General features: G+C 60.8%; 20 protein-coding genes and 3 pseudogenes. 16 read left to right on the forward strand and 7 right to left on the reverse strand.

What is annotated here, in order from left to right; all coding sequences use genetic code 11:
* Positions 1-214: 214 nt before the first annotated feature.
* The 3 genes and pseudogenes from K3557_RS10550 to K3557_RS10555 form a co-directional block, all read right to left on the reverse strand.
* Positions 215-727: pseudogene (locus K3557_RS10550) on the reverse strand (IS5 family transposase); the annotation flags it as partial.
* Positions 728-756: 29 nt separating this feature from the next.
* The gene (locus K3557_RS20590; RefSeq protein WP_409201218.1) at positions 757-873 is read right to left on the reverse strand and encodes a transposase domain-containing protein; all 117 of its coding nucleotides are present in this window, start codon (positions 871-873) and stop codon (positions 757-759) included.
* 37 nt (positions 874-910) lie between these two features.
* A pseudogene (locus K3557_RS10555) lies at positions 911-1,927 on the reverse strand (IS5 family transposase).
* 352 nt (positions 1,928-2,279) lie between these two features.
* Here K3557_RS10555 and queC point away from each other — a divergent pair.
* The 6 genes from queC to K3557_RS10585 are packed head-to-tail and all read left to right on the forward strand — an operon-like array spanning position 2,280 to position 5,457.
* Entirely contained in the window at positions 2,280-2,981 is a 702-nt protein-coding gene (queC, locus tag K3557_RS10560) for a 7-cyano-7-deazaguanine synthase QueC (protein ID WP_259993779.1), read from the forward strand.
* On the forward strand, positions 2,981-3,346 hold the full coding sequence (queD, locus tag K3557_RS10565) for a 6-carboxytetrahydropterin synthase QueD (RefSeq protein ID WP_259993781.1): 366 nt from the start codon (positions 2,981-2,983) through the stop codon (positions 3,344-3,346). Before queC ends, queD begins: the two co-directional genes overlap by 1 nt.
* Positions 3,343-4,050, forward strand: coding sequence for a 7-carboxy-7-deazaguanine synthase QueE (gene queE / locus K3557_RS10570; RefSeq protein WP_259993783.1), 708 nt, complete (start codon positions 3,343-3,345; stop codon positions 4,048-4,050). Before queD ends, queE begins: the two co-directional genes overlap by 4 nt.
* Positions 4,051-4,066: 16 nt before the next feature.
* Positions 4,067-4,531, forward strand: coding sequence for a preQ(1) synthase (gene queF / locus K3557_RS10575; RefSeq protein WP_259985085.1), 465 nt, complete (start codon positions 4,067-4,069; stop codon positions 4,529-4,531).
* Positions 4,532-4,548: 17 nt separating this feature from the next.
* The gene (locus K3557_RS10580; protein WP_259993784.1) at positions 4,549-4,749 is read left to right on the forward strand and encodes a hypothetical protein; all 201 of its coding nucleotides are present in this window, start codon (positions 4,549-4,551) and stop codon (positions 4,747-4,749) included.
* A 21-nt stretch (positions 4,750-4,770) separates the two neighbouring features.
* Positions 4,771-5,457 carry a hypothetical protein gene (locus tag K3557_RS10585; RefSeq protein WP_259993785.1) on the forward strand — a complete coding sequence of 229 codons (687 nt, stop codon included), beginning with the start codon at positions 4,771-4,773 and terminating at the stop codon, positions 5,455-5,457.
* Here K3557_RS10585 and K3557_RS10590 read toward each other — a convergent pair.
* Both K3557_RS10590 and K3557_RS10595 read right to left on the reverse strand, forming a co-directional pair.
* A complete protein-coding gene (locus K3557_RS10590) occupies positions 5,434-6,183 on the reverse strand; it encodes a helix-turn-helix transcriptional regulator (RefSeq protein WP_259993786.1) in 750 nt (249 codons plus the stop codon). The two genes, K3557_RS10585 and K3557_RS10590, sit on opposite strands and share 24 nt — an antisense overlap.
* Positions 6,184-6,720: 537 nt before the next feature.
* Positions 6,721-6,935, reverse strand: a pseudogene (locus K3557_RS10595) (transposase domain-containing protein); the annotation flags it as partial.
* Between the two features lie 68 nt (positions 6,936-7,003).
* On the opposite strand from K3557_RS10595, the gene K3557_RS10600 reads away from it, so the two are divergent.
* From K3557_RS10600 to K3557_RS10645, 10 genes are read left to right on the forward strand one after another with little or no spacing between them, the layout of a single operon-like run.
* Positions 7,004-7,393 (forward strand): hypothetical protein, encoded by a 390-nt coding sequence (locus tag K3557_RS10600; RefSeq protein WP_259993787.1) that lies wholly within the window; start codon positions 7,004-7,006, stop codon positions 7,391-7,393.
* The gene (locus K3557_RS10605) at positions 7,390-8,898 is read left to right on the forward strand and encodes a recombinase family protein (protein WP_259993788.1); all 1,509 of its coding nucleotides are present in this window, start codon (positions 7,390-7,392) and stop codon (positions 8,896-8,898) included. The genes K3557_RS10600 and K3557_RS10605 overlap by 4 nt, the downstream gene beginning before the upstream one ends.
* Entirely contained in the window at positions 8,855-10,042 is a 1,188-nt protein-coding gene (locus tag K3557_RS10610) for a hypothetical protein (RefSeq protein WP_259993789.1), read from the forward strand. The genes K3557_RS10605 and K3557_RS10610 overlap by 44 nt, the downstream gene beginning before the upstream one ends.
* The gene (locus K3557_RS10615) at positions 10,042-10,695 is read left to right on the forward strand and encodes a hypothetical protein (protein WP_259993791.1); all 654 of its coding nucleotides are present in this window, start codon (positions 10,042-10,044) and stop codon (positions 10,693-10,695) included. The genes K3557_RS10610 and K3557_RS10615 overlap by 1 nt, the downstream gene beginning before the upstream one ends.
* Positions 10,696-10,697: 2 nt before the next feature.
* A complete protein-coding gene (locus tag K3557_RS10620; protein WP_259993793.1) occupies positions 10,698-11,291 on the forward strand; it encodes a hypothetical protein in 594 nt (197 codons plus the stop codon).
* Complete coding sequence (locus K3557_RS10625) at positions 11,279-11,695, forward strand: DUF6950 family protein (protein WP_259993794.1); 417 nt, start codon at positions 11,279-11,281, stop codon at positions 11,693-11,695. The genes K3557_RS10620 and K3557_RS10625 overlap by 13 nt, the downstream gene beginning before the upstream one ends.
* Complete coding sequence (locus K3557_RS10630) at positions 11,692-15,792, forward strand: DUF1983 domain-containing protein (protein WP_259993795.1); 4,101 nt, start codon at positions 11,692-11,694, stop codon at positions 15,790-15,792. Before K3557_RS10625 ends, K3557_RS10630 begins: the two co-directional genes overlap by 4 nt.
* Before the next feature lie 13 nt (positions 15,793-15,805).
* Positions 15,806-16,870, forward strand: coding sequence for a hypothetical protein (locus tag K3557_RS10635; protein WP_259993796.1), 1,065 nt, complete (start codon positions 15,806-15,808; stop codon positions 16,868-16,870).
* A 10-nt stretch (positions 16,871-16,880) separates the two neighbouring features.
* Complete coding sequence (locus K3557_RS10640; protein ID WP_259993797.1) at positions 16,881-17,213, forward strand: hypothetical protein; 333 nt, start codon at positions 16,881-16,883, stop codon at positions 17,211-17,213.
* Positions 17,210-17,632 (forward strand): DUF4376 domain-containing protein, encoded by a 423-nt coding sequence (locus K3557_RS10645; RefSeq protein WP_259993799.1) that lies wholly within the window; start codon positions 17,210-17,212, stop codon positions 17,630-17,632. Before K3557_RS10640 ends, K3557_RS10645 begins: the two co-directional genes overlap by 4 nt.
* Before the next feature lie 336 nt (positions 17,633-17,968).
* Here the strand turns inward: K3557_RS10645 and K3557_RS10650 are convergent, their stop codons facing one another.
* Together K3557_RS10650 and K3557_RS10655 are read right to left on the reverse strand one after the other, a co-directional pair.
* A complete protein-coding gene (locus K3557_RS10650) occupies positions 17,969-18,919 on the reverse strand; it encodes a hypothetical protein (RefSeq protein WP_259993801.1) in 951 nt (316 codons plus the stop codon).
* Entirely contained in the window at positions 18,916-19,875 is a 960-nt protein-coding gene (locus K3557_RS10655; RefSeq protein ID WP_259993802.1) for a DGQHR domain-containing protein, read from the reverse strand. Before K3557_RS10655 ends, K3557_RS10650 begins: the two co-directional genes overlap by 4 nt.
* Positions 19,876-20,268 lie beyond the last annotated feature (393 nt).

The following is a 20,268-nucleotide window of genomic DNA, read 5'->3' on the forward strand; positions in this document are numbered from 1 at the left end:
TTGGTCAGGAGCTCTTCCCGAGCCCCTTCCCATCGTAGCGCGGGCAGCCGCTCGTTCATCTGTCCAGAAGGCCGGAACGACTCGCTCCGCGATTACGCCATGTTCAACAACCGCCGCCTGCTTGAACCCATTGGGCACATCCCGCCGGCAGAAGCAGAGGCCCATTTCTACGCCGCTCTGGAAACTGAGGACATTGCCGCGTAACTAACTGAAATCAGTCTCCGGCAAACCCGGTGCGGTTCACTTCCCCCAGACAGTCGTACCCTACGGGTTCCGTGGCGGGTATGCCAAGAGCGGTGTAGCGATTGAATACGGCGACACGGATCTGGACTTCCGCGACTTGCCGATCAAAGTCACGTGCCATCAAAGATTTGCCCAGTCGTTTCACATAGTGCATCTTGCTCTCAACGCGGCTCCTGCGGTGGTATCCGCTCCAGCATTTCCAGATGGTTCGGCCGAGATAGCGCGAGGCATTGACCCCATCGTTGCGGGCGATGGCGCCAGGGCCCGTGGGTTTCCAAGGCTTGGCATTCTAGCGCGGCGGTATGACGGCATGAGCGCCACGGGCAGCAATTGCGACATGGCATTTGCGTGTGTTGTATGCCCCGTCAGCAGTCACTGACCCAACGCCCAGATCCAGCGGGATTTGGTTGAGCAACTCGGGCAGCATCGGCGCGTCACCGACATTTCTGGTGGAGACCTCGGCGGCACGAACTTCCAGTGTTTCGTAAGCGGCGTCTGGAGGGCACCGGCCTTTCAACTTGACGGCTGGAAATTCCAGGGGAGGAGCTCGTCGAGCTGGCTGGCAGGGTGACCTGCAGCGATGGCTTCGAGGGTGGCCTTGAGGTTGGCGAAGGGCGCTGTTGCACAAATCCGGGCCTGATCGCAGGGCCCCTTTCCCCGGACGGATTTACTCTACGGGCACTGTGACAGGTATACCGAGAGCGGTGTAGCCGTTTAGAACGGCGATGCGAACTTGCAGCTCGGCAACCTGGCGTTCGAAGTCTTTTGCCATCAGGGATTGGCCGAGCAGCTTGATGCAGTTCATCTTTGACTCGACCCGGCTCCGGCGGTGATATCCGCTCCACCGCCGCCAGATGGCGCGGCCGAGATACTTTGATGCGCGCAGGGCTTCGTTTCGTGCCACCACGCCCGGGCTCGTTGGCTTCCAGGGTGTGGCATTCTTGCGGGGCGGGATAACAGCGGCGGCACCACGGGCGGCGATCGCCTCGTGGCATTTGCGGGTGTCGCAGGCACCGTCGGCAGTCACCGAACCGATCTGCTCGTCAGCCGGGGTCTGGTCCAGGAGATCGGGTAAAATGGGCGCATCACCGATGTTGCTGCCGGTGACCCCGGTGGCCCGGACTTCCAGCGTTTCCTCATCGATTCCGATATGCATCTTGCGCCAGAGGCGCCGCTTGGGGCCTCCGTGCTTGCGCGTTTGTCGGGAAAACAGTCCCCCGGACTGTTTTCTGATCCTCCGCACTCCACTCACCTTCGCCTTCGGCCTTGATGCCGGTGCTGTCCGCTGCCCGGCAGTGCATCACGCAGTGATGTCACGAGAGGGGATCAGAAGGTTCAGCGGGCCCGCGCCACCGCGGAACGGGATACTCACGTTCCGCTTCCGCTGCCGACGGCACAGGGTGCTGAAGTCCGGCACGGCCCAGTCCAGACCGACCAGCCGCAGAAGGCTTTGCACGAAGCCCGTCGTCTGCCTCAGTGGCAACCCGAACAGTACTTTCAGGGTTAGACAGGTTTGGATCGCGGCGTTGCTGAATTGGCACCGGCGACCGCGCTTGCCAGTCGGCGGCGGCGTCCAGATCATCCTCGGATCAAACCAGATGGTCAGAGATCCGCGTTGCTTCAGTGCTTCATTGTAAGACGACCAGTTCGTGGTCTTGTATCTCGTAGCGGCCCAACTGCTCATGCATCCCAGCTACCACGCTGGATTCACGCAGTGAATCCCTCACCCGATTTGTGCAACAAGGCCTCTCAAACCTATCAGACACCTCTGACGCCGGAGAATCACGCAACGCCCCATTACGGTATCTTGGGAGGGCGCGAAGGCGCCTTCGTCATGCTGAAAGCATGACTCCGGCACGACGGGAAGGTCAGGCGCGGGCCGTGCCGCTGGCCCGGCCCAAAAGACATTTTCAAGAATCTCCAACATCACCTGCAAAAAGTGCGCTATCCGCCCGCCTCTTGCGCGATACCACCCGCAACGCTATATGCGCCGCACCGGTCGCAGCCTACCCGGTCACCAAAACAAGGGTACAAACATGAAGACTATCGTTATCTGCTCGGGCGGGCTGGATTCCGTTTCGCTTGCCCATATGGTTGCTGATGAACATCAGCTGACCCGCCTTGTCTCCTTTGATTACGGCCAGCGCCACAAGAAGGAGCTCGACTATGCCGCCGCCGCCGCTGAGCGGCTTGGCGTGCCGCATGACATCATCGACATGCGCGGTATCGGCGCAGCCCTTTCCGGCTCTGCCCTGACGGATGATATCGATGTGCCGGACGGCCATTACGAAGAAGAATCCATGAAGGTTACCGTGGTGCCGAACCGCAACGCCATCATGCTGACAATCGCCTATGGCATCGCTGCCGCCAATGGCGATGAGGCCGTGGCCACGGCAGTGCATGGCGGCGATCACTTCATCTATCCGGACTGCCGCCCGGCCTTCACCGAGGCCTTTGATGCGATGCAGCGCGCCGCGCTGGATGGCTATGCCGACGTGCGGCTTTACACCCCGTTTGTGCACCGCTCCAAGGCCGACATTGTGACCGCCGGTGCCAAGCACAATACCCCCTTTGCCGATACCTGGTCCTGCTACAAGGGCGGCGACAAGCACTGCGGCCGCTGCGGCACCTGCGTCGAGCGGCGCGAGGCATTTCATCTGGCGGACATCGCAGATCCGACGGACTACGCCGACCCCGAATTCTGGCAGCAGGCGATTGCCGCCAAGGACGGTGCCTGATGTTCCGGATCACCAAGGAGTTCCATTTCTCCGCCTCGCACCAGCTGACACATCTGCCGTCCGGCCACCAATGCGCCCGGCTGCACGGGCACAACTACGTGGTGGTGGTGGAACTTGCGGCCAAGGAGCTGAACGCGGATGGCTTTGTGCGCGACTATCACGAGCTGAAGCCGCTGAAAGAATACATCGACGGAACCTTTGACCACCGGCACTTGAACGATGTGCTGGAAGGCCATTCAACGGCTGAAAACATGGCCAAGCATTTCTATGACTGGTGCCATGCGCGCTGGCCGGAGGTCGCTGCCGTGAAGGTTTCCGAAACACCCAAAACCTGGGCGGAGTACAGGCCGGAGTTCAGGCCATGACCCTGCGCATCGCGGAAATCTTCGGCCCCACGATCCAGGGCGAAGGCGCATTGATTGGGGAGCCTACGGTGTTTGTCCGTGCCGGCGGCTGTGATTACCGCTGTTCCTGGTGCGACAGCATGCATGCGGTGGACAGCGCCTACCGCCACGACTGGGCGGTGATGGCGCCAGAGGAAGTCATGGGCGAAGTGCGCCGCCTGTCCGGCGGCAACCCATTGACGGTGTCAATCTCGGGCGGCAATCCGGCGATCCAGGACTTCGCCCCGGTGATCGCCTACGGCAAGGCCGAAGGCTACCGCTTTGCCTGCGAAACCCAAGGGTCCGTCAGCAAGCCGTGGTTTGGTGATCTTGACACTTTGGTGCTCAGCCCCAAGCCGCCGTCCAGCGGTGAAAGGGTGGATTGGAAAGCCTTCGACCTATGTCTTGAAGCCGCCAAGGGCTGCGGCCAGGCAGTAATGAAGATCGTGATCTTTGACGACAAGGATTACGCCTGGGCCAAGGCCGCCGCGGAGCGCCATCCCGAACTGCCATTGTATCTGCAGCCCGGCAATCCGGAAGTTGATCCGGCCCTGCCGGTCGATCTGAACCAAGCCACCGACCGGCTGTTGTGGCTGATTGAAAAAGTGACCGGCGACGGCTGGTTCACCCCCCGCGTCCTGCCCCAGCTGCATGTGCTGGTCTGGGGCAACAAACGCGGCGTCTGAACATAGGAACCCTGACATGTCTGACAGCATCTACAGCAATCTGAAACAGCTGGGCGGCGATACCGTGGTGCCGGCCAGCCCGGAACAGGCGGAACTGGAGCGGGTGCAGAACCCGCAGGCCGACACGGCCTATAACGTGCGCTTTACCGCGCCGGAGTTCACCTCCCTTTGCCCGATGACCGGCCAGCCGGATTTTGCCCATCTGGTGATCGACTACGTACCCGGTGAGTGGCTGGTGGAAAGCAAATCGCTAAAGCTTTTCCTGACCTCCTTTCGCAATCACGGCGCCTTTCACGAGGATTGCACGGTCTCCATCGCCCGCCGGCTGGCGGACTTCCTGCAGCCGCAATGGCTGCGCATCGGCGGTTACTGGTATCCGCGCGGCGGCATTCCGATTGATGTGTTCTGGCAAACCGGCCCGATGCCTGAGGGCGTCTGGATCCCCGACCAAGGCGTGCCCCCCTACCGCGGCCGCGGTTGACACAACCAATAGCATCTTTGACACAGTTCAGCCCGGCAGCGCAGTTGCCGGGCTTTTGCTATTTAAAACAAGCGATACCCTTTCCCGGCGGCCGGAATACAAGCGGTGGAGAGTTCAGTTTGAATTTCAAACAATTTACCGCAAAAGTAGTTAAGATTTTAGTGAACCTGCACTCTGAGGCGGCGTCAGGAGACGATCCGGGCTATCCGGATACATAATTTTTGTGACGGGGGACCTTTATGAACTTTCTGGATTTGGGCAAAACGCTTTCGGGGTATTTGAACGCGCTTTCGCAGGCCGGCCTTCAGGTCGAAATGTTCACGGATTTTGAGAAAGTGCCCGAGGCCGCCGCCGAAACCGGCCGCCGGTTCCAGATGCCGGGTTTTGCCATCGAACGGGCTGACCACACCCGCAACTCGGCCTTTTGGCTGTTCCTGAAGGAGGGCGACAGCTATGTCGGCGGTGCGGCCTCGATGCTGCAGGACCTGGGCCGCGAAACCCTGGCTGAGTTTCTGCTGCGCACCTCGCGGCATCAGTTTCCCAACGATGCGGGCGGCGGCGTTGAAAGCGTCGCAGAACCGCTGGCGCGGGAGGTCAGCGGCCGCCTGGCCTATATCGGCGAGCTGAACTTTCTGCCTGGCCACCGCGGCAGACGGGCGGAGCGGCTGGAGCCCTTCATGCGGATCTTTCAAATCCTGGCGATCCAGAAATGGGATGTGGACTGGATCTACGCCTTCATCCCCGATCGCCACATGCAGGCCCGGCTGGACCTGGTCTACGGCTTCAGCCGGGCAATTCCGCGGGCGCAGAAGTGGCGCGATCCGGAACCGGAGGTGCGCAGCAGCACCGAATGGTTTGTCGGCGCGTCCCGGCTGGAAATGGAACACATGCTGCAAAGCGACTTAGCCAAATTTGATGTCCTGTGAGAAATTGGCCACCATCAGCTTGCCGTCCGGCAAATATACCGGGGCCAGAACCCGCCGGTACTGCCGGGTAAAGCGGCGCCCGTTCAGCAGGTTCACGTCGATCGACGGATGGGTGATCACCGGCTCGCCGCGGCTGATCGCCTCGCTGTGCGCCAATACCAGATCAGAATTGAGCCTGTCGCTGAACCCGTTCAGGGTGCTCCGCAGCTGCTCGCTGCTTGCCACCTCAAAACAAATCGAGGCCAGGCTGGCCGGACCTGACTTGATCGGCTGAATGCGGTTCTTCTCCGCATCCGGCGGGCTGAACAAGTCCACCTGATGCTGCAGCTGGTCAAAGCCTTCCAGGCGGCCGCTGTTGGCAAACCACCAGTCCAGGAAGTCCTGCAGCGACACGTCGCAGCCGCGGTACTGGCGGGAGCGGGCAGCCGATTGCAATTGAGCATTGAGAATTTCAAATGCCTTGCGTCCAGCCTCCTCCGCCCGGCGGTCCGGCAGCAGCTCGAGACCAGCAGTGTCCGACGAGAAATAGTGAAACGACACCCCCAGCCCGCGCGCCAGCGCATCCAGCATGCTCCAGCCGATCTCACGCTCGTTCTTCAGCGCGCTGTTGAAAGTGCCATAGGGGATCCCGCATTTCAGCGCCGCCTGCCGGTTGGACAGGTTCATATCCGTCAAAAGCGCGGAGATCTTTTTGTGAATAAGCGCCATATGCGTAAGATCTTTCATATTTAGCGAAACATCTTGCATAAAACAACCGGCACGGCAATGCAGTGCCCGCGTTGATTTCGGCGGCGGCCTGGAAACCCGGCTCATGCTCTGGATGACCCAGCAGCCCGCAGAAAACCATTCCTGGCGGCCGCTGGAAACAGGCGAATGGGTCAGGGTTGGCGCACCAACCCGAGATCTTGCCAAGGCCGTCCTTCCGGGCGCCATCCCGGCCCGCTCCATCCCGCGGCACGGCGCGCCCGGCACCTTCCGGCTGAGTTCCGAGGGCGATGTGCATCAGGCACAGTCGATCCTTGATATTCTGCCGACCTCCAAAAGCACGCTGGCCATGCTGCGTGACTACGGGTCCCATTTGCCTGCTGTGATCGACCAGCCGTTGAACGGCGGAACTCTGGTTGATGCCTTTCAGCCGGCGGCCGAGGCGCTGCCCCTTTGGAACCCGCGCATCAGCCTGGGCCGGGTGCAAGTTCCGGATGCCTGGCCGGGCTATGCGGAGCTGGAGCTGATCGTAATCGGCGCCTGGAGAGCACCGGGCTTTCAACTTGACGGCTGGAAATTCCAGGGGAGGAGCTCGCCGGCCGGCTGGCAGGGTGACCTGCAGCGATGGCTTCGAGGGTGGCCTGGAGGGAGGCGAAGGGTGCGACGCCGCTGATCTTCGCCGTGGCGATGAGCGAAGCGATGCGGCCCCAGGTGCGGCCGCCTTCGTCGTGACCGGCAAAAAGTGCGTTCTTCCTGGTCAGGGCCAGTTCCCGTTCATTCTGCCCATGTCGGGCAAGTTTACCGGGTTCATTATCGATGGCATGCCTATTTTGGCTCGGACGTGAAGGTTTTCCGCACGCTCAATCGCTGTGATGGCCAACATGTTGGGATCGAGCGCGATGCGGGGATCGCGATCCTGGCACCCGCTTGGATTCTGGATGCTTCGGTTTGTCAGAGTTTCGAGCTTGGCGCACCTTTGGTGTCCACGGATGCGCTTTTCGAACTTCATTCGGTTCTCGGGCACCTCGGTTTCCGGCGAGGGTTGAATGGTGACGGGTCACCCATGGAGGCCCCGAATGAAGCATCACAGATCCTCGACACCAGCCCAGTTGCCGCTGCCGTTATCGCCGGCACCATCGCTGACGGAACCGGAATACCGGTCGATGGTGACAGCCCTGGCGCAATTGCTGCTGACCGCGGCAAAAGCCGGTCCGGGAGGGCACAGCAATGAATGACATGGCCCTCACGTTTCCACCGGAACTGCTGAAGCGTCAGGCGGTGATCTACGTGCGCCAGTCGACGCAGAGCCAGGTTATGACGAACCTCGAAAGCCAGCGCCGGCAATACGATCTTGTCGAGATGGCCCGCGGATATGGATTTGCCGGGATCGATGTCATCGACGACGACCTTGGTGTATCGGCCAGTGGCTGTCACGCCCGCCCCGGCTTCGAACGGCTCGTGGCCATGCTGTGTTCGGGCTCGATCGGCGCCGTCTTCTGCCTGGAAGTATCGCGCCTGGCCCGCAACGGCCGCGACTGGCATCATATGCTGGAGCTTTGCGGCCTGGTCGATGCGCGTGTCGTGGACCATGACGGCGTCTACGATCCGCGTCATCCCAATGACCGGCTGCTTCTGGGCATGAAGGGCAGCATCAGCGAGTTCGAGCTTGGCGTCTTGCGCACGCGCATGGTTGAAGCCGCCCGCGCAAAAGCGCGCCGCGGAGAGCTGCGCTATACCCCGCCGACCGGCTATCTGTGGGATCGTGACGCTGGGGTGATGTTCGATCCCGATCTCCGGATCCAGGAGGTCGTCCGGCAGATCTTCTGCCGGTTTCGCGAGCTTGGAAGTGCCCGGCAGGTACTTCTGGCCATGTCTGCCGAGGGCGTTCATTTCCCCAGACCCTCCGATGGTATCAGATTGACGAGCTTCGAATGGCAGCCCATTCGCTACCGCAACGTGATCAGCGTGCTGAAGAACATGTTTTATGCGGGCGTCTACGCCTATGGTAAGACCGGCCGGCAAGCAGAAATCCGGGACGGGCGCGCGCATGTCACTTACAAGAACCGCAAATCCCCCGAAGACTGGGATGTGGTGATCAGGGATCACCACCCCGGCTATATCGATTGGGAGGAGTATGAACGCAATCAGGCACAGCTGGCCAGGAACGCTTTCGGGCGCGCCGGCGGGGTCAAATCCGGTCGCGGCGGCGGCGCGCTTCTGGCCGGCCTCCTCTGCTGTTCGAGATGCGGGCGGCGGCTGCATGTGGTCTATACCGGCCGCAGTCCACGCCCTGTCTACCGCTGCGACACCCCCAACCTTCTTCTGGGACAGAAGCGCTGTATCACCTTCGGCGGGTTCCGGGCCGACAAGCTCATCACCGAGGCCGTTCTTGAGGCCGTGGCGCCAATTGCCATCAACGCCGCTATCGAGGCACGTGCCATGTTGAGCCAAGCCGTGGAAGACAAGCGGCTGGTGCTCGAGATGGAGTTGCAGCAGGCCCGGTACGACGCATCTCTGGCGGAACGGCGCTACGCCGCCTGTGACCCGGATAACCGTCTCATCGCGGCGGAATTGGAGAACCGATGGGAAGAGGCTCTGGGACGTGTTCGAAGCTTCGAGCAGCGCCTGAATGCGGAGATTGCCGCAGTCCCGGACGTGGATGTCACCCGCCTGGAGGGGCTGGCGCAGGACCTTGAGGCCGCCTGCGCGGCGGCGCGCCTATCAGCAGCAGGTTGACGCGCAGGAGATTTCCGAGGAGCTGAAGGACGAGCTGATGGCGGCCTGGGATGCTGCCAACGGTGTGGCCGATGCCGATATGGCGGGCAATATCACCCTGGCCGCGGATGAAGCCCACCGCCTGAAAACCAACCTGCTGGAAGCCCAGGGCAACGAGATCATGGGCCGCATCCGCGCGAACCCGGATTTCAACGACCCGCGCGGCGAAGGCGCAGGCGCCGGAAACCCGGATTACATCTACCGCGACCAGGGCCTGCCGGACGTGGATCTGCCTTCGAACCCGCGGAAAAAGCGGGGCGGCGGTGCCGGTCAGCATGACTCTGAGCGAAAGGCCATTGAACGGCTGATCGCGCGGGAGCGGGAGCGCCTGGACGTCCTGAAGGAAACCGACCCGGTTATGCAGGAAATGATCCGGCACCGGGACGTTTTGAAGGACGCCACCGATGCAGAACGCAAGGCGGTTGAAGCCATCATCCGCCAACGGCTGGAAGAAGAAAAGGCACTAGAGCAAACCAAAGAGGCCGCTGATTGGCTGAAGGCAACCGGCCAGGATCTGGGCGATGCGCTGACGTCCAGCGGCGATGCCGCCGCAGACGCCTGGGACCGCGTCAAAGAAGCAATCATCCGCGCCGCCGCTGAAGCCGTGTTCTTTGGCAAGGGGCCTCTTGCCGAGCTTTTCAACATCGGCAGCGGCTTGTTTGGCGGTGGTGAAAGCACCGGCAGCGACGGCGGGAATATCATCCTGAATGCCTTGGGTTTCGCAGACGGCACTGTTGGCATGGTTTACGGCGATGGCGGCAACCGGGATGACAAAGTGCGGGCACGGCTGTCTGCTGGTGAAAGCGTCATCACCGCCAAGGCCACCCGCCGCTACCGCCCGATCCTGCAGGCGATGAATGACGGCGTTGAAATCCCCGGTTTTGCAAGCGGAATTGTTCCCGGCGCCGCCGCCAGTGCGCCCCCGTCGGCGGCGGCCGGGCAAGCCCGCCCGGCCATGACAGTCCGCCTTCTGCCTTCACCGATGTTCGAGGCGGTGGTGGAAGAACGCGCCTCGGAAATCAGCGTCGAGGTGGTCCGGGACTACGACCAAGGCCCCGCCCGCTCGACCGTGAAAGACACTCTTGAAGATCCATACAAGGTTTGATGATGGCACTGGCCTGGCCCCTCCCCCTCAGCGAGTTTTTTGACACATTGCCCATCGCCCGGATCACCTCCCGGCCCGGTGCTGCCAATACCACGTCGGAAACCCATGGCGGCGACGTGATCAAGCACCGGCTCGGCAGCCGCCTGTGGGGCGGGCGCATTGTCCTGGACAAGGACCACCACAGCGCCATTGCCGCCATCGAGGCGCGCCTGTCGCTGCTGGACGAACCCGGCGCGTCCTTTCTGCTGTGGGACACCCGCCAGCCGCACCCGGCAGCCGACCCGGAAAAATTCATCCTTGGCAGCTCCGCACCCGTCATCGAGGCGCTGAACCCGAACAACCGCGAGCTGGATATTTCCGGCCTGCCTGCGGGCTACATCCTCAGCCGCGGCGACCTGCTGGGCTTCACCTATGGCGCCAATCCAATCCGCTACGCCTACCACCGCGTTGCGACCGGCGCGGTGGCCTCTGGTGCCGGTGTTGCCGCAGACATTGAAGTCACCCCGTTCATCCGGCCGGGCGCTGCCCTTGGCGCCGCCGTCACGCTGGGCAACCCGGTCCTGAAGGCCACGCTCACCACCGCCCAATACGGCGAGGGCCGTTCGGCTGTGACCGAAGGCGGCTCGTTCAACTGGCTGCAGACGCTGAGGTAACCATGAGCTATTCCGCACAAGCACAGCAGCAGCTCGCAGAACGCCGCGGCACCGACGCCCGCGTCCTTTTGTGGTTTCAGGCCAGGAACCGCACCACCGGCGCCCCGGAAACCCTGGGGTTCTGGACCGGCGACGATCATCAGGAATTCCTGATCGACGGCGAGGTCCGCACCTACTACGGCGCGGGTGCCGTGATCGATGTGCCCCCGATCATCGCGGCGCCGGGGTTCCAGGTGCGGCAGTACCGGGTCAAGCTGCCGCCGATGCTGGACGAGGTGAAACAGCTCCTGCAGCAGTATGACCCCCGCCACGCCGAAGTGCAGATCCATTCCGCTGTCTTCGACCTGGACACCGGCAATCTGATGCCCCCCGTTAAACGCATGTTTAAGGGCGTTTTAAACGAGGCGCCGGAGGAGCTGGGCGGCAAGGGCAGACCCAGTTTCACCCAGCTTGTCCTGGTATCGCCCGCCCGCAAGCTGACCCAGGGCCTGCCCCTGAAGCGTTCAAACGCCGAACTGCGGCGCCGCAACGCCGACGACCGGGGCCGCGAATACAGCGATGTGGCCGGTGAATGGCCGGTGCCATGGGGAACCTGATGCAAAACCGGGCGGAACTCCTGCTGGATTATCTGAGCGGCATCCGGGTCGCCAAGCGCGTGCTGAAGCCGTCGCAATTCGACTGCGCATTCTTTGCGGCAGGCTGGGTGAAGGCCTGCACGGGCGTTGATCCGGCCAGCGCCTGGCGCGGGAAATACCGCAGCCTTGATGAAGGCCGCGCCATGCTGAAGAGCGCCGGCTACCGGGATCTGGACGACCTGGCCGCGGCCCATTTGGCGGAAATCGACGGCTGGGGCGGTTCCCGGCCGGGCGACATTGCGGCTGTCAGCGAGGGCGGCCACACGGCGCTGGGGATCATCGGCGGCCCGCAGATCCATGTTCTGGGCTTCAAAGGGCTGGACTACCTGCACCTTGACCGGGCGGAACGGGTGTTCCGCCCATGAAGCTGCTGTCCTACGCCCTTCTGTTCCTGCTGGTGCTGAGCCAGCCCGCCGAAGCCGCCTCGGTCGGGGCTGTCCTGGTGGCACTTGGCACCGCCTTCAAGGCATATGTTGCCGCCAATGCAATCGCGGCCTTTGCGCTGCGGACGCTGGTTTCCACCGGCATTTCGCTGCTGCTGAAGAAGTTCCAGCAGCGCAAACAGCGCCGCCCCGGCATTCAGACTTCGGCGACCACGACCGGCGGGACAGATCCGCAAGGCTCGGTTGTTGGCCGCTTCGCCACGGCGGGCCATCTGGTCTATCAGAACAGCCACGGCGGCAACCGGGTTTATCTGACCCATGTAATTGAGCTGGGCGACCTCCCCGGTGCCAGCCTGCGCCGCCTGATCATCGACGGCGAATACTCGGAGATCGGCACCGACTGGGACCCGAACGTCGGCTACCAGATCCTGAACAAAGTCGCGGATGACGGCTGGGGATACGGCTGGATCCGGTTTTATGACGGCAGCCAACTGGCGGCAGATCCGCGCCTGGTGGCGCTGTACGGCGCGGACCCGGACCGGCCCTGGACAAATGACCATATCCTGACCGGCCTCAACTATGCGGTTCTGACCTTCTACCGCAGCGACAAACTGTATCCGAACGGCAGGCCGCAGGTCCGCTTTGAGCTGAACGGACCGGGCTTTTATGACGTGCGCCAGGACAGCACCGCCGGGGGCAACGGACCCCAGCGCTGGGATGATCAAACCACCTGGCAGCCCTCCGAAAACCTGATGGTCATGGCCTATACCGTCATGCGCGGCATCACCCTGCCCTGCGGTTCTGTCTGGGGCGGCGGCTTTCCGGCCGGGGACATGCCTTACACCGAATGGGCGGCCGCATTGGACGCCTGCGATCTGGGCGTGGGCGGCAACAACCGGCCTCAGTTCCGCGGCGGCATGGAGATCCGCTTTGAAGAACCGCCGGCCGATTTCCTTGAGGAGATCTTTGCCGCCGCAAATGCCGAGATTGTTGAACTGGGCGGCTATTGGTATCCGCTGGTGGGATCTGCCGACACTTACGCGGCCGACCTGACCGAAGACGATCTGCTGGTCTCTGAAGGCTGGAAGCATGACCCTTTTCCCGGACTGGAAAAGGCGTTCAACGCCGTCACCATCACGCACCCGTCCCCGAACGCACTGTGGAACCCATCCGCCCCGATCACCCTGACCCGGCCGGAATGGGAAGCGGAAGACGGCGGCGAGCGTGTCTTCGATCTGAAGCTGCCGATGGTGTTCAACACCCCGCAAGCGCGCCAGATCGGCAACGCGCTGCTGAAGGAGAACCGCCGTTTCAGGACACACCGGCTGCCGCTGCCGCCTGATTATTCAAACCTGCGCCCCCTGCTGAAGACCCGTTTCACTTCTGAGTGGTACGGCTACAACGGCAAGACCTTCACCATCACCGAGATGGCCTATGACCTGCTGAAGCTGAATGTCTCTGTCAGCCTGCGGGAATGGGACCACAGCGATTTTGATCCGGATCTGGCGCTTGAAACCCCGGACGCCCCGCAGGTCACTGCGCCCATCGTCACCCAGGACGCTGGGGTGCCGGGCTTTGGCGTCTCCGGCATCGAAATCAAGGACGCAAACGGCGTTGTTCGCGGCGTTGGTATCCGCGTCGTTTGGAATACATCTCTTGCCTTCACAGCGGACGGCGTTTCTTTCCAGGTCCGGGTCAAGGACGGCGACGACGAGCGCTTCAGCGCCAGCACCGCCGATCTGGAGCTGGGCACCTTCCGCCTAGAGCCGATGCAGGGCAGCACCGAATACGAGGCCCGCGCCAAGGCAATCTCAAAGACCAGAGACACCAAGTGGACCGCCTGGCTGCCGGTCACCACGCCCGCGTTCAAGCTGCAGCCGGACATGCTGGCCGAGAAGACCTGGCAGGCAATTTCCGATGATGCCAATGCCGCCGCCGCCGCGCTGGATGACCAGCTTGTCCTGGACAAGATCGCGCCGCTGGAAGGCGCGGTGAAGCGGGATCTGGAAATCCGCGATGTGCAGAGCTTCCATGCCGCCGAAGCGCTGGGGGTCATCGGGGACAAAGTGCTGTGGATGCTGACCGAACTGTCCAAAATAGACGCCCGCATGGCGGACGCCGGGATTTATCAGGACCCGGACACCGGCACAGTGCGGATCTATGGCGTGGTTGCGGAAGCGGAACGGATCAGCGAGGCGGAAATCCGGCTGTCCGCCGCCGAAGCCTCTATCACACTGTCGGCCACGCAAGCCTGGGTTAATCAGCAGATTTCCAATGCGGTGCTGGACCCGAGCCAGATCCCCGTCGTGGGCGACCTGCAGGTGCGGGTCAATCAAGTTGAGGCGGATCTGGATGCCGCGGAGGCGGCAATCGCTCTGAAGGCCACGCAAACAGAAGTGGACGGGATGGACGCCCGCCTGAGTTCGGCGGAAGTGGATATCGACGCCGCGCAAGAGGCCATCACCCTGAAGGTGGATCAAGCGGATTTTGACGCTGCCGAAAGCCGCCTGTCCACGGCAGAGGTGCAGATCAGCACCCTGGACGGCCCGGCAATCACCCAGTCGGTGAGCGACGTGCGGACCCTGCATGATCAGCTTGGCACTCAGGATGTTGCCACCCTGGAGCAATTGCTGCTGGCTTATGAACAGCGCGAAGCCCTGAAGACTCAAATTGCCTATGCAACTCAGGATATCCGGGCGCGGGTGGATGATGACCGCAGCGCAACAGCGGCCATCACGGCAAGCCTTGGTGTGGCGATTGAAAACAGCGTGGCGCTGATTGAGTCGGAAAAGCTGGTGCGTGCCAGCGGCGATGCGGCACTGGCCAGCAGCATTGATGCCCTGGAAGTCCGCTTGGATGGCGACATCGCCGCCCAGGCCTCCGCTTCCAGCGCGCTGACAACCCGTGTCAGCACTGCAGAAGGTGCGATCACCAGCCACAGTCAAAACCTGATCAGCCTTGAGGCCCGCCTGGATAGTGCGGAAGGGGGTATTTCCGGCCAGGCCACGGCGCAATCGCAACTGGATGCGCGGGTCACAAGTGCAGAAGGCGTAATCACCAGTCACAGCCAGAGCCTCATCAGCCTAGGCAGCCGTCTGGATGATGCGGAGGGCAATGCTGCCGGGCAGGCCACCGCCCTCAGCCAGTTGGACACCCGTGTGACTGGTGCCGAAGGGAATGTGTCCAGCCAGGCCACGGCGATCACGCAATTGCAATCCGATGTTGGCGGCAACAGCACCAGCATTCAGCAGACCATGCAGACTGTGGATGGCGTGATGGGGGAATACACCCTGCGCATCGACAATAACGGCCATGTGGCGGGCATGGTGGTGCGGTCTGATCTGGATGACGAGGGAGAACCCGCATCCGAGATTGCGTTTCAGGCGGATAAATTCGCAATCGTCTCGCAGGATGGCGCGCAGAAGCGCAGCCCCTTTGTGGTCTATACCGAGGACCGCACGATCAATGGCCGGGTGTATCCAGCGAACGTCTATATGGAGAACGTCTCACTTGGGGCGGCATCCATCGGGCGGGCTGAAATCGCAAACGTGATCAAGAGCGATGACTACGCGCAGGATGCCAACGGCATTCCGACCGCTGGAATAAAGATCAACTTTGACACCGGGCAGATCAAGGCGGCGGGGATGGTTCTGTCCCGGCCCATGGTCCTGGCGCAAGGCTCGTTCACGGTTTCGGGGGCCGTTGGCAATGGCGCCCACTGGGCCTTTGTGAATACCGGCATCCGGGTTGGCAAACTGGACGTCTGGCAGGCACAGCGGTTTGCCCTGGCCGCTGCCGCATCGGTCACCACCACCGGCACCGCACCGGGCGGCATGGACCCCAACAACACATTCTGGACCCTCAACACATCGATCCAGCCCGGCGCGCGCTGGAATGGCTTTGGCGGCGCCAACCCCGATCCGGCAGCGTCTTGGAGCAAGGACCCTTCTGCCCTGGTGGATCCGCATTGGGCCAGCGGCAGCGATCAGCGGGTGTTCCTGGCAATCGATCTGGAGGCCCAGGGCGGCGTCTATTTCAACAACCCGAAAATCGAATGGACAGTGTTCCAGGTAACATAAGGAGAGCAGCCCTATGGCATGGCCAAAGGCAGGAACAGTCAGCGTTGTGAACGGCAGCGCAATCGTCACCGGCACCGGCACCAGCTTCTTTGGCAGCGCGCAGGCGGGCTGGGGCTTTGTCGGCCCGGACGGGCGGGTCTATGAGGTGCTGGCGGTCAGCAGCGGCACGCTCCTGACAATCACCCCTGTGTACCAGGGCGCAACGGCGGCCGGGCAGATCTATGCGCTGTTCCCCACTATGTCGCTCGCGCATGATGTGGTGGCCAGCGTGCAGGCGCTGACCGGCACGTTTCAAGCCGTTGCGGACGGCCCCGGACAGGGCAAGTTCAGCACCGATGTGGTCAAGCTGGGCGATGAAGACACCGGCCTCGGCTGGCCGTCCAGCAATGAGGTGGCGCTGAAAGCCGGGGGCGATTGGCAACTGCGCCTCAAGGAAGGTGTGGCCAGCGGCGCGGCGGTGCAGGCCCATTGGCTCGATGCGGCAATTGGAAAGCTGTTGACTGCCGGCGCTTTCGGCTGGGGGCACGATGCCGCCAATGGATCGGCAAACTCGGCTGCGGGCACAGAGCTTTCGGCGATCACTGTCACCGGCCTTTACCGGTATGCCAGCACGCACACCGATGCGCCCAGCACCGCGGGCGTGGTGATGCATCTGAACCGGATCCCCAGCAGCGCTGCCGGTGGCATGGTTCAGATTGCGTTCGGCAACAACGGCGAGATGTGGATCCGCGTTCAGGACGGGGCGGGTCCGGTCTCCTTCGAGGCTTGGCGGCGGATGGATCCGGATCGTGGCAGCGGCCCTAATGGCGAGTATGTGCGCTTCCCCGATGGCACGCAGATCTGCACTCATACTGTTGCGCCCAGCACAACAACGGCGGACAGCACCTGGGACTTCCCGGCAGCGTTCACAACTGCCACCGGGCTTGTTGTGGTCGGCGGGGGCCGGACAAACTCGGATGCCACCTTCGTGTCGGCTCGGCCACCCACAACCTTAAACGTCGCTTTCAATCACTGGAACACCAGCGGTGCGCGTGTGGCGGGCGCCGTCAGTCTGATCGCAATTGGCCGTTTTGAATAAGGGGATCATCATGAAAATAACCTGCATCTGTGTGGCCGGTACTCCTGGCCAATCTGAAACCAGCGCCAGAGTGAGCGGCGATGTGATCACTGTGGGCGGCGTGTCCTTTGATCTGTCCGATGTGCCCGATGGCGGCTTTGCAGAACCAGAAGGCGAAAACCATCCGTTCATAGGGCGCATCGAGCGGATCAATGGGGAGCTGCATGTTCAGCTGCGGTGGTTCTTTTTCAAGGTAACCGCAGAGCCGGACCAGCCTGCTGTTCCGCCGACGTTCACCGTCGCCAGCGGCCCCGTGCCTGACCCGATTGTCCGCAAACCCCAGACCGGCGAGGTTGAAGCATGACGTTCTCCCTGAAAATCACCACAGCGGAGCAGGTCGCAGCGGCGGCCCGCGCGGCGCTCCTGTCCGATCTGGCCGGAACCCGGTGGCAGATCCAAAACGGCGGCATCACGCTGCCCAGCGGGTTCCACGCCCGCACCGACCGCACAACCCGCGAAGACCTCACTGAGGCGCTGTTTGCTCTGCAACTGGGCATCAAAAGCGAGCCGTTCTCCTGGAAGGCCCCGGATGGCTGGATCAAGCTGACGCGCGCGGACCTGGAGCAGATCACCGCTGCCGTCGCGGCCCATGTGCAGAGCTGCTTTGATGCGGAGGAAGTCGTGGAAACGCAGATCGCCGCACTCAGCGATGCGGATCTGGCCGCGTTTGATGTGCGGGCTGCTTTTGATGCCGCCATGGCCGCCCCTGCGGCTGAAAGCTGAAACAACCCGCCTCCCGGTAACGGGAGGCCGGGGCCGGTTGCAGCCCAAAGCTGCCGGTCATGCCAGGCCCGGCGCTGGTTTCGCCGCAGGTGCGAAGGTCTGGGGCCAAATTCCCGGAAGCGGACGCTCAGACGGCCTGGCGGACTGCTCCGAATGCTGCCGCAAGCACGAAGAGTACAGAAGCACAGGACGCTGACACAGAAAAGCCGTAAATTTTGATCTGATGATGGCGCCAATTTCGCACCCCCGATAAGGTATGAAGAGCCATTTCACTCAGGGCCTCTATCTGGCTATGGGAGAAACTTGACCGTAGTAACGTAGCACCAATGCTGCTAGTTAAGCGGCTACGGACGAGTTTACTAGGCGAGAGAAACCACTTGATCTACGACCTCGGCGCACGACCAAACTTTGATAATCAAGCGATAGAGAAATCCCAAAATCGACTACCGAAAGGGCTGTTGTAAAAAATCTCTCAAGTTCGTTTTTTTCCAAACTTGGTCGGCCTAAGTTAACCGCACCAGACCTCCAGTCCCGTACTTTTCCCAACAAGCTTTCAAACGATGGAGTCGATTTCGAGAATGGGAACCACACCCCCTCCAAAGACTTATAGTTCACTTGATTGCGAACTGCGGAAAGCCAGTTTCCCGCTGAAAACTGCCCCCTATTAGTTAGCGCAACCTTTAAATCCAGGAAATGCGCAGACAGATCTTCACGTCGCTCCTGTGAGGCCCGTAGTGATAGCACCTCTTTTTCCAAATTCGTAATAAGAGCAAGGAAGCATTTCCATAGGTCTTTGTGGCTTTCTCCATGCCTTGCGAAGCTCACGTTCCTAGTGTTCGGCTCTATTTCAATTAAATAGTAGGAAGATTGAAGGCTAGGGGTGTACCCTGCTTCACTTTGGCATCTCCCACGAAGAAAGTTGATGTGACCATTTTCTAGATGTGAGAACGACTGCCCAAAAAACCTCAAAGCAGCGTGGGCGGCATAGAAGGCTGCGTAGTAGGTTTGGATGACCCGCCAGGAGGTTAGTTTTTCATACGCAGATGTTTTCTCCATCTCATAAACCGTTTGAGCCGCGTGGGAGGAAAAACGAAACGCGTCCAGTGACAAGCACTTCTTAAGCTCATTGGTATCCAAGCAGAACAGAGATAAATTAGGTGCCGCGTTGTTAAGGTAGAAGTTCCCTTCAGAAAGCCAAACTTTTAGACTTTGCGCGCAGTTTTCATCTTCCACATAGCTTAGGGGGTGCCAAATAGCCCTGAGAAGATCGAGATCTATCTGCTTCAAAGTTGGAACTCACCCTTGAAGTGTTTATCCAAGTAATCAATGATTTTTGCCTGAGATGTGCCGGAGAGTTTGGCCAATTGAATACTATCGAAGAGCGGCATCAGGACCTCGTTAAAATTGTCAACGCTATAGTCTGGTCCAAACCGATCTTTAACCCGTCGCGCGGCTTGGATAAAAAAGGACGTGAGCGCCCTGAATGTGACGCTGTTCATAATCACTTCTTCATCTCCTCCGTTGCGAATTATTTGGTCTCGTACACTCGCGATATAGTCGGAGAGAATTTCCTGAATTTCTACGGGTGTTCTTGAGGACAACGCGGGGTAGATACTTTTGAGTGCCGCATTGAAGGTTACTCTTGATATTTTGCTCTTTGCACGCTTTGAAGGCGAGAGTCGGCCGAAAAGTGGGCTAGTGGGATCGGTCGACATAAGGTCAAAAACCTCGCGGAACAACTGCTCTTCTGAGTTTTCGTACTCCGCTTGATTTTTGATATCAAGTAGTAGCTCAGATGGGACGCCTCGTTGTTTTGAGTTTATGTCAATAAACAAACGAGATTCATCACGACGGTTCAACCCGTCGTATATAATCACTGGGACACGGATCTTCGTATCGGATATTTTAAACCCATACACCCTATGCTGGCCATCTAATATCAGAAACGAGCTAGGCAAAATTTCGAAGCTAATTGTCTTGTTTCGTGAGTCGTACTCCAAGTGGCAAACTTCCTGTGCCGACAGGATGACAGATGTGGGGATCGTTCCATGTCCCGAGTCGATGTAGTTTGCAATTTCTGTTGCCCGTTTTTTGTCTAGTAGTCTCTGGAAACCCGCCTCAGGATCGGTGTCGCGGGTAGTAACAAAGGTGCATTCACCAAGAACATCGCTCGGCATAGCGAGCTGGTAGAAGCGATGCTCCCCTTGGGTAAGCAGAACTGCTGCGTAACTTTCTCGCGCCATTTTGTCTCCATTGCACCACTAATAAGTATCTTGACAGCCTGACCTGTGTTTTGCCTGCTTGCAAGGCGTCTCATGGAAGTACTTTCGCTTAGCCGAACTGAACCAATGTTGGGTCCGTCCGCATCGTTCCGGTTCGACGATGTCACGCGACGGGACCTGCGGCGTAGGGCGGCTTTTTCTAGTGCCCATGCAGCGTGAGTCTCCGGTACTGCCCACAGATCCGGCGACTTTGCAAATTCCGCTTCCTGCGCATTGCCGCCACACGGTTCCGCCTGGGCTGCACCTGCTGCGAACGGCGGCAAGGTCCCGTGCCTTCCCTAAAACACCCCTTAAACACCCTTTAAAACCCTCTGCCGCCCGGCGTTTTTTTACGGTTTGGGCGGCGGATTGCCG

Origin of the sequence: Leisingera sp. M523 (assembly GCF_025141335.1) — a bacterium.
Taxonomy (GTDB): domain Bacteria; phylum Pseudomonadota; class Alphaproteobacteria; order Rhodobacterales; family Rhodobacteraceae; genus Leisingera.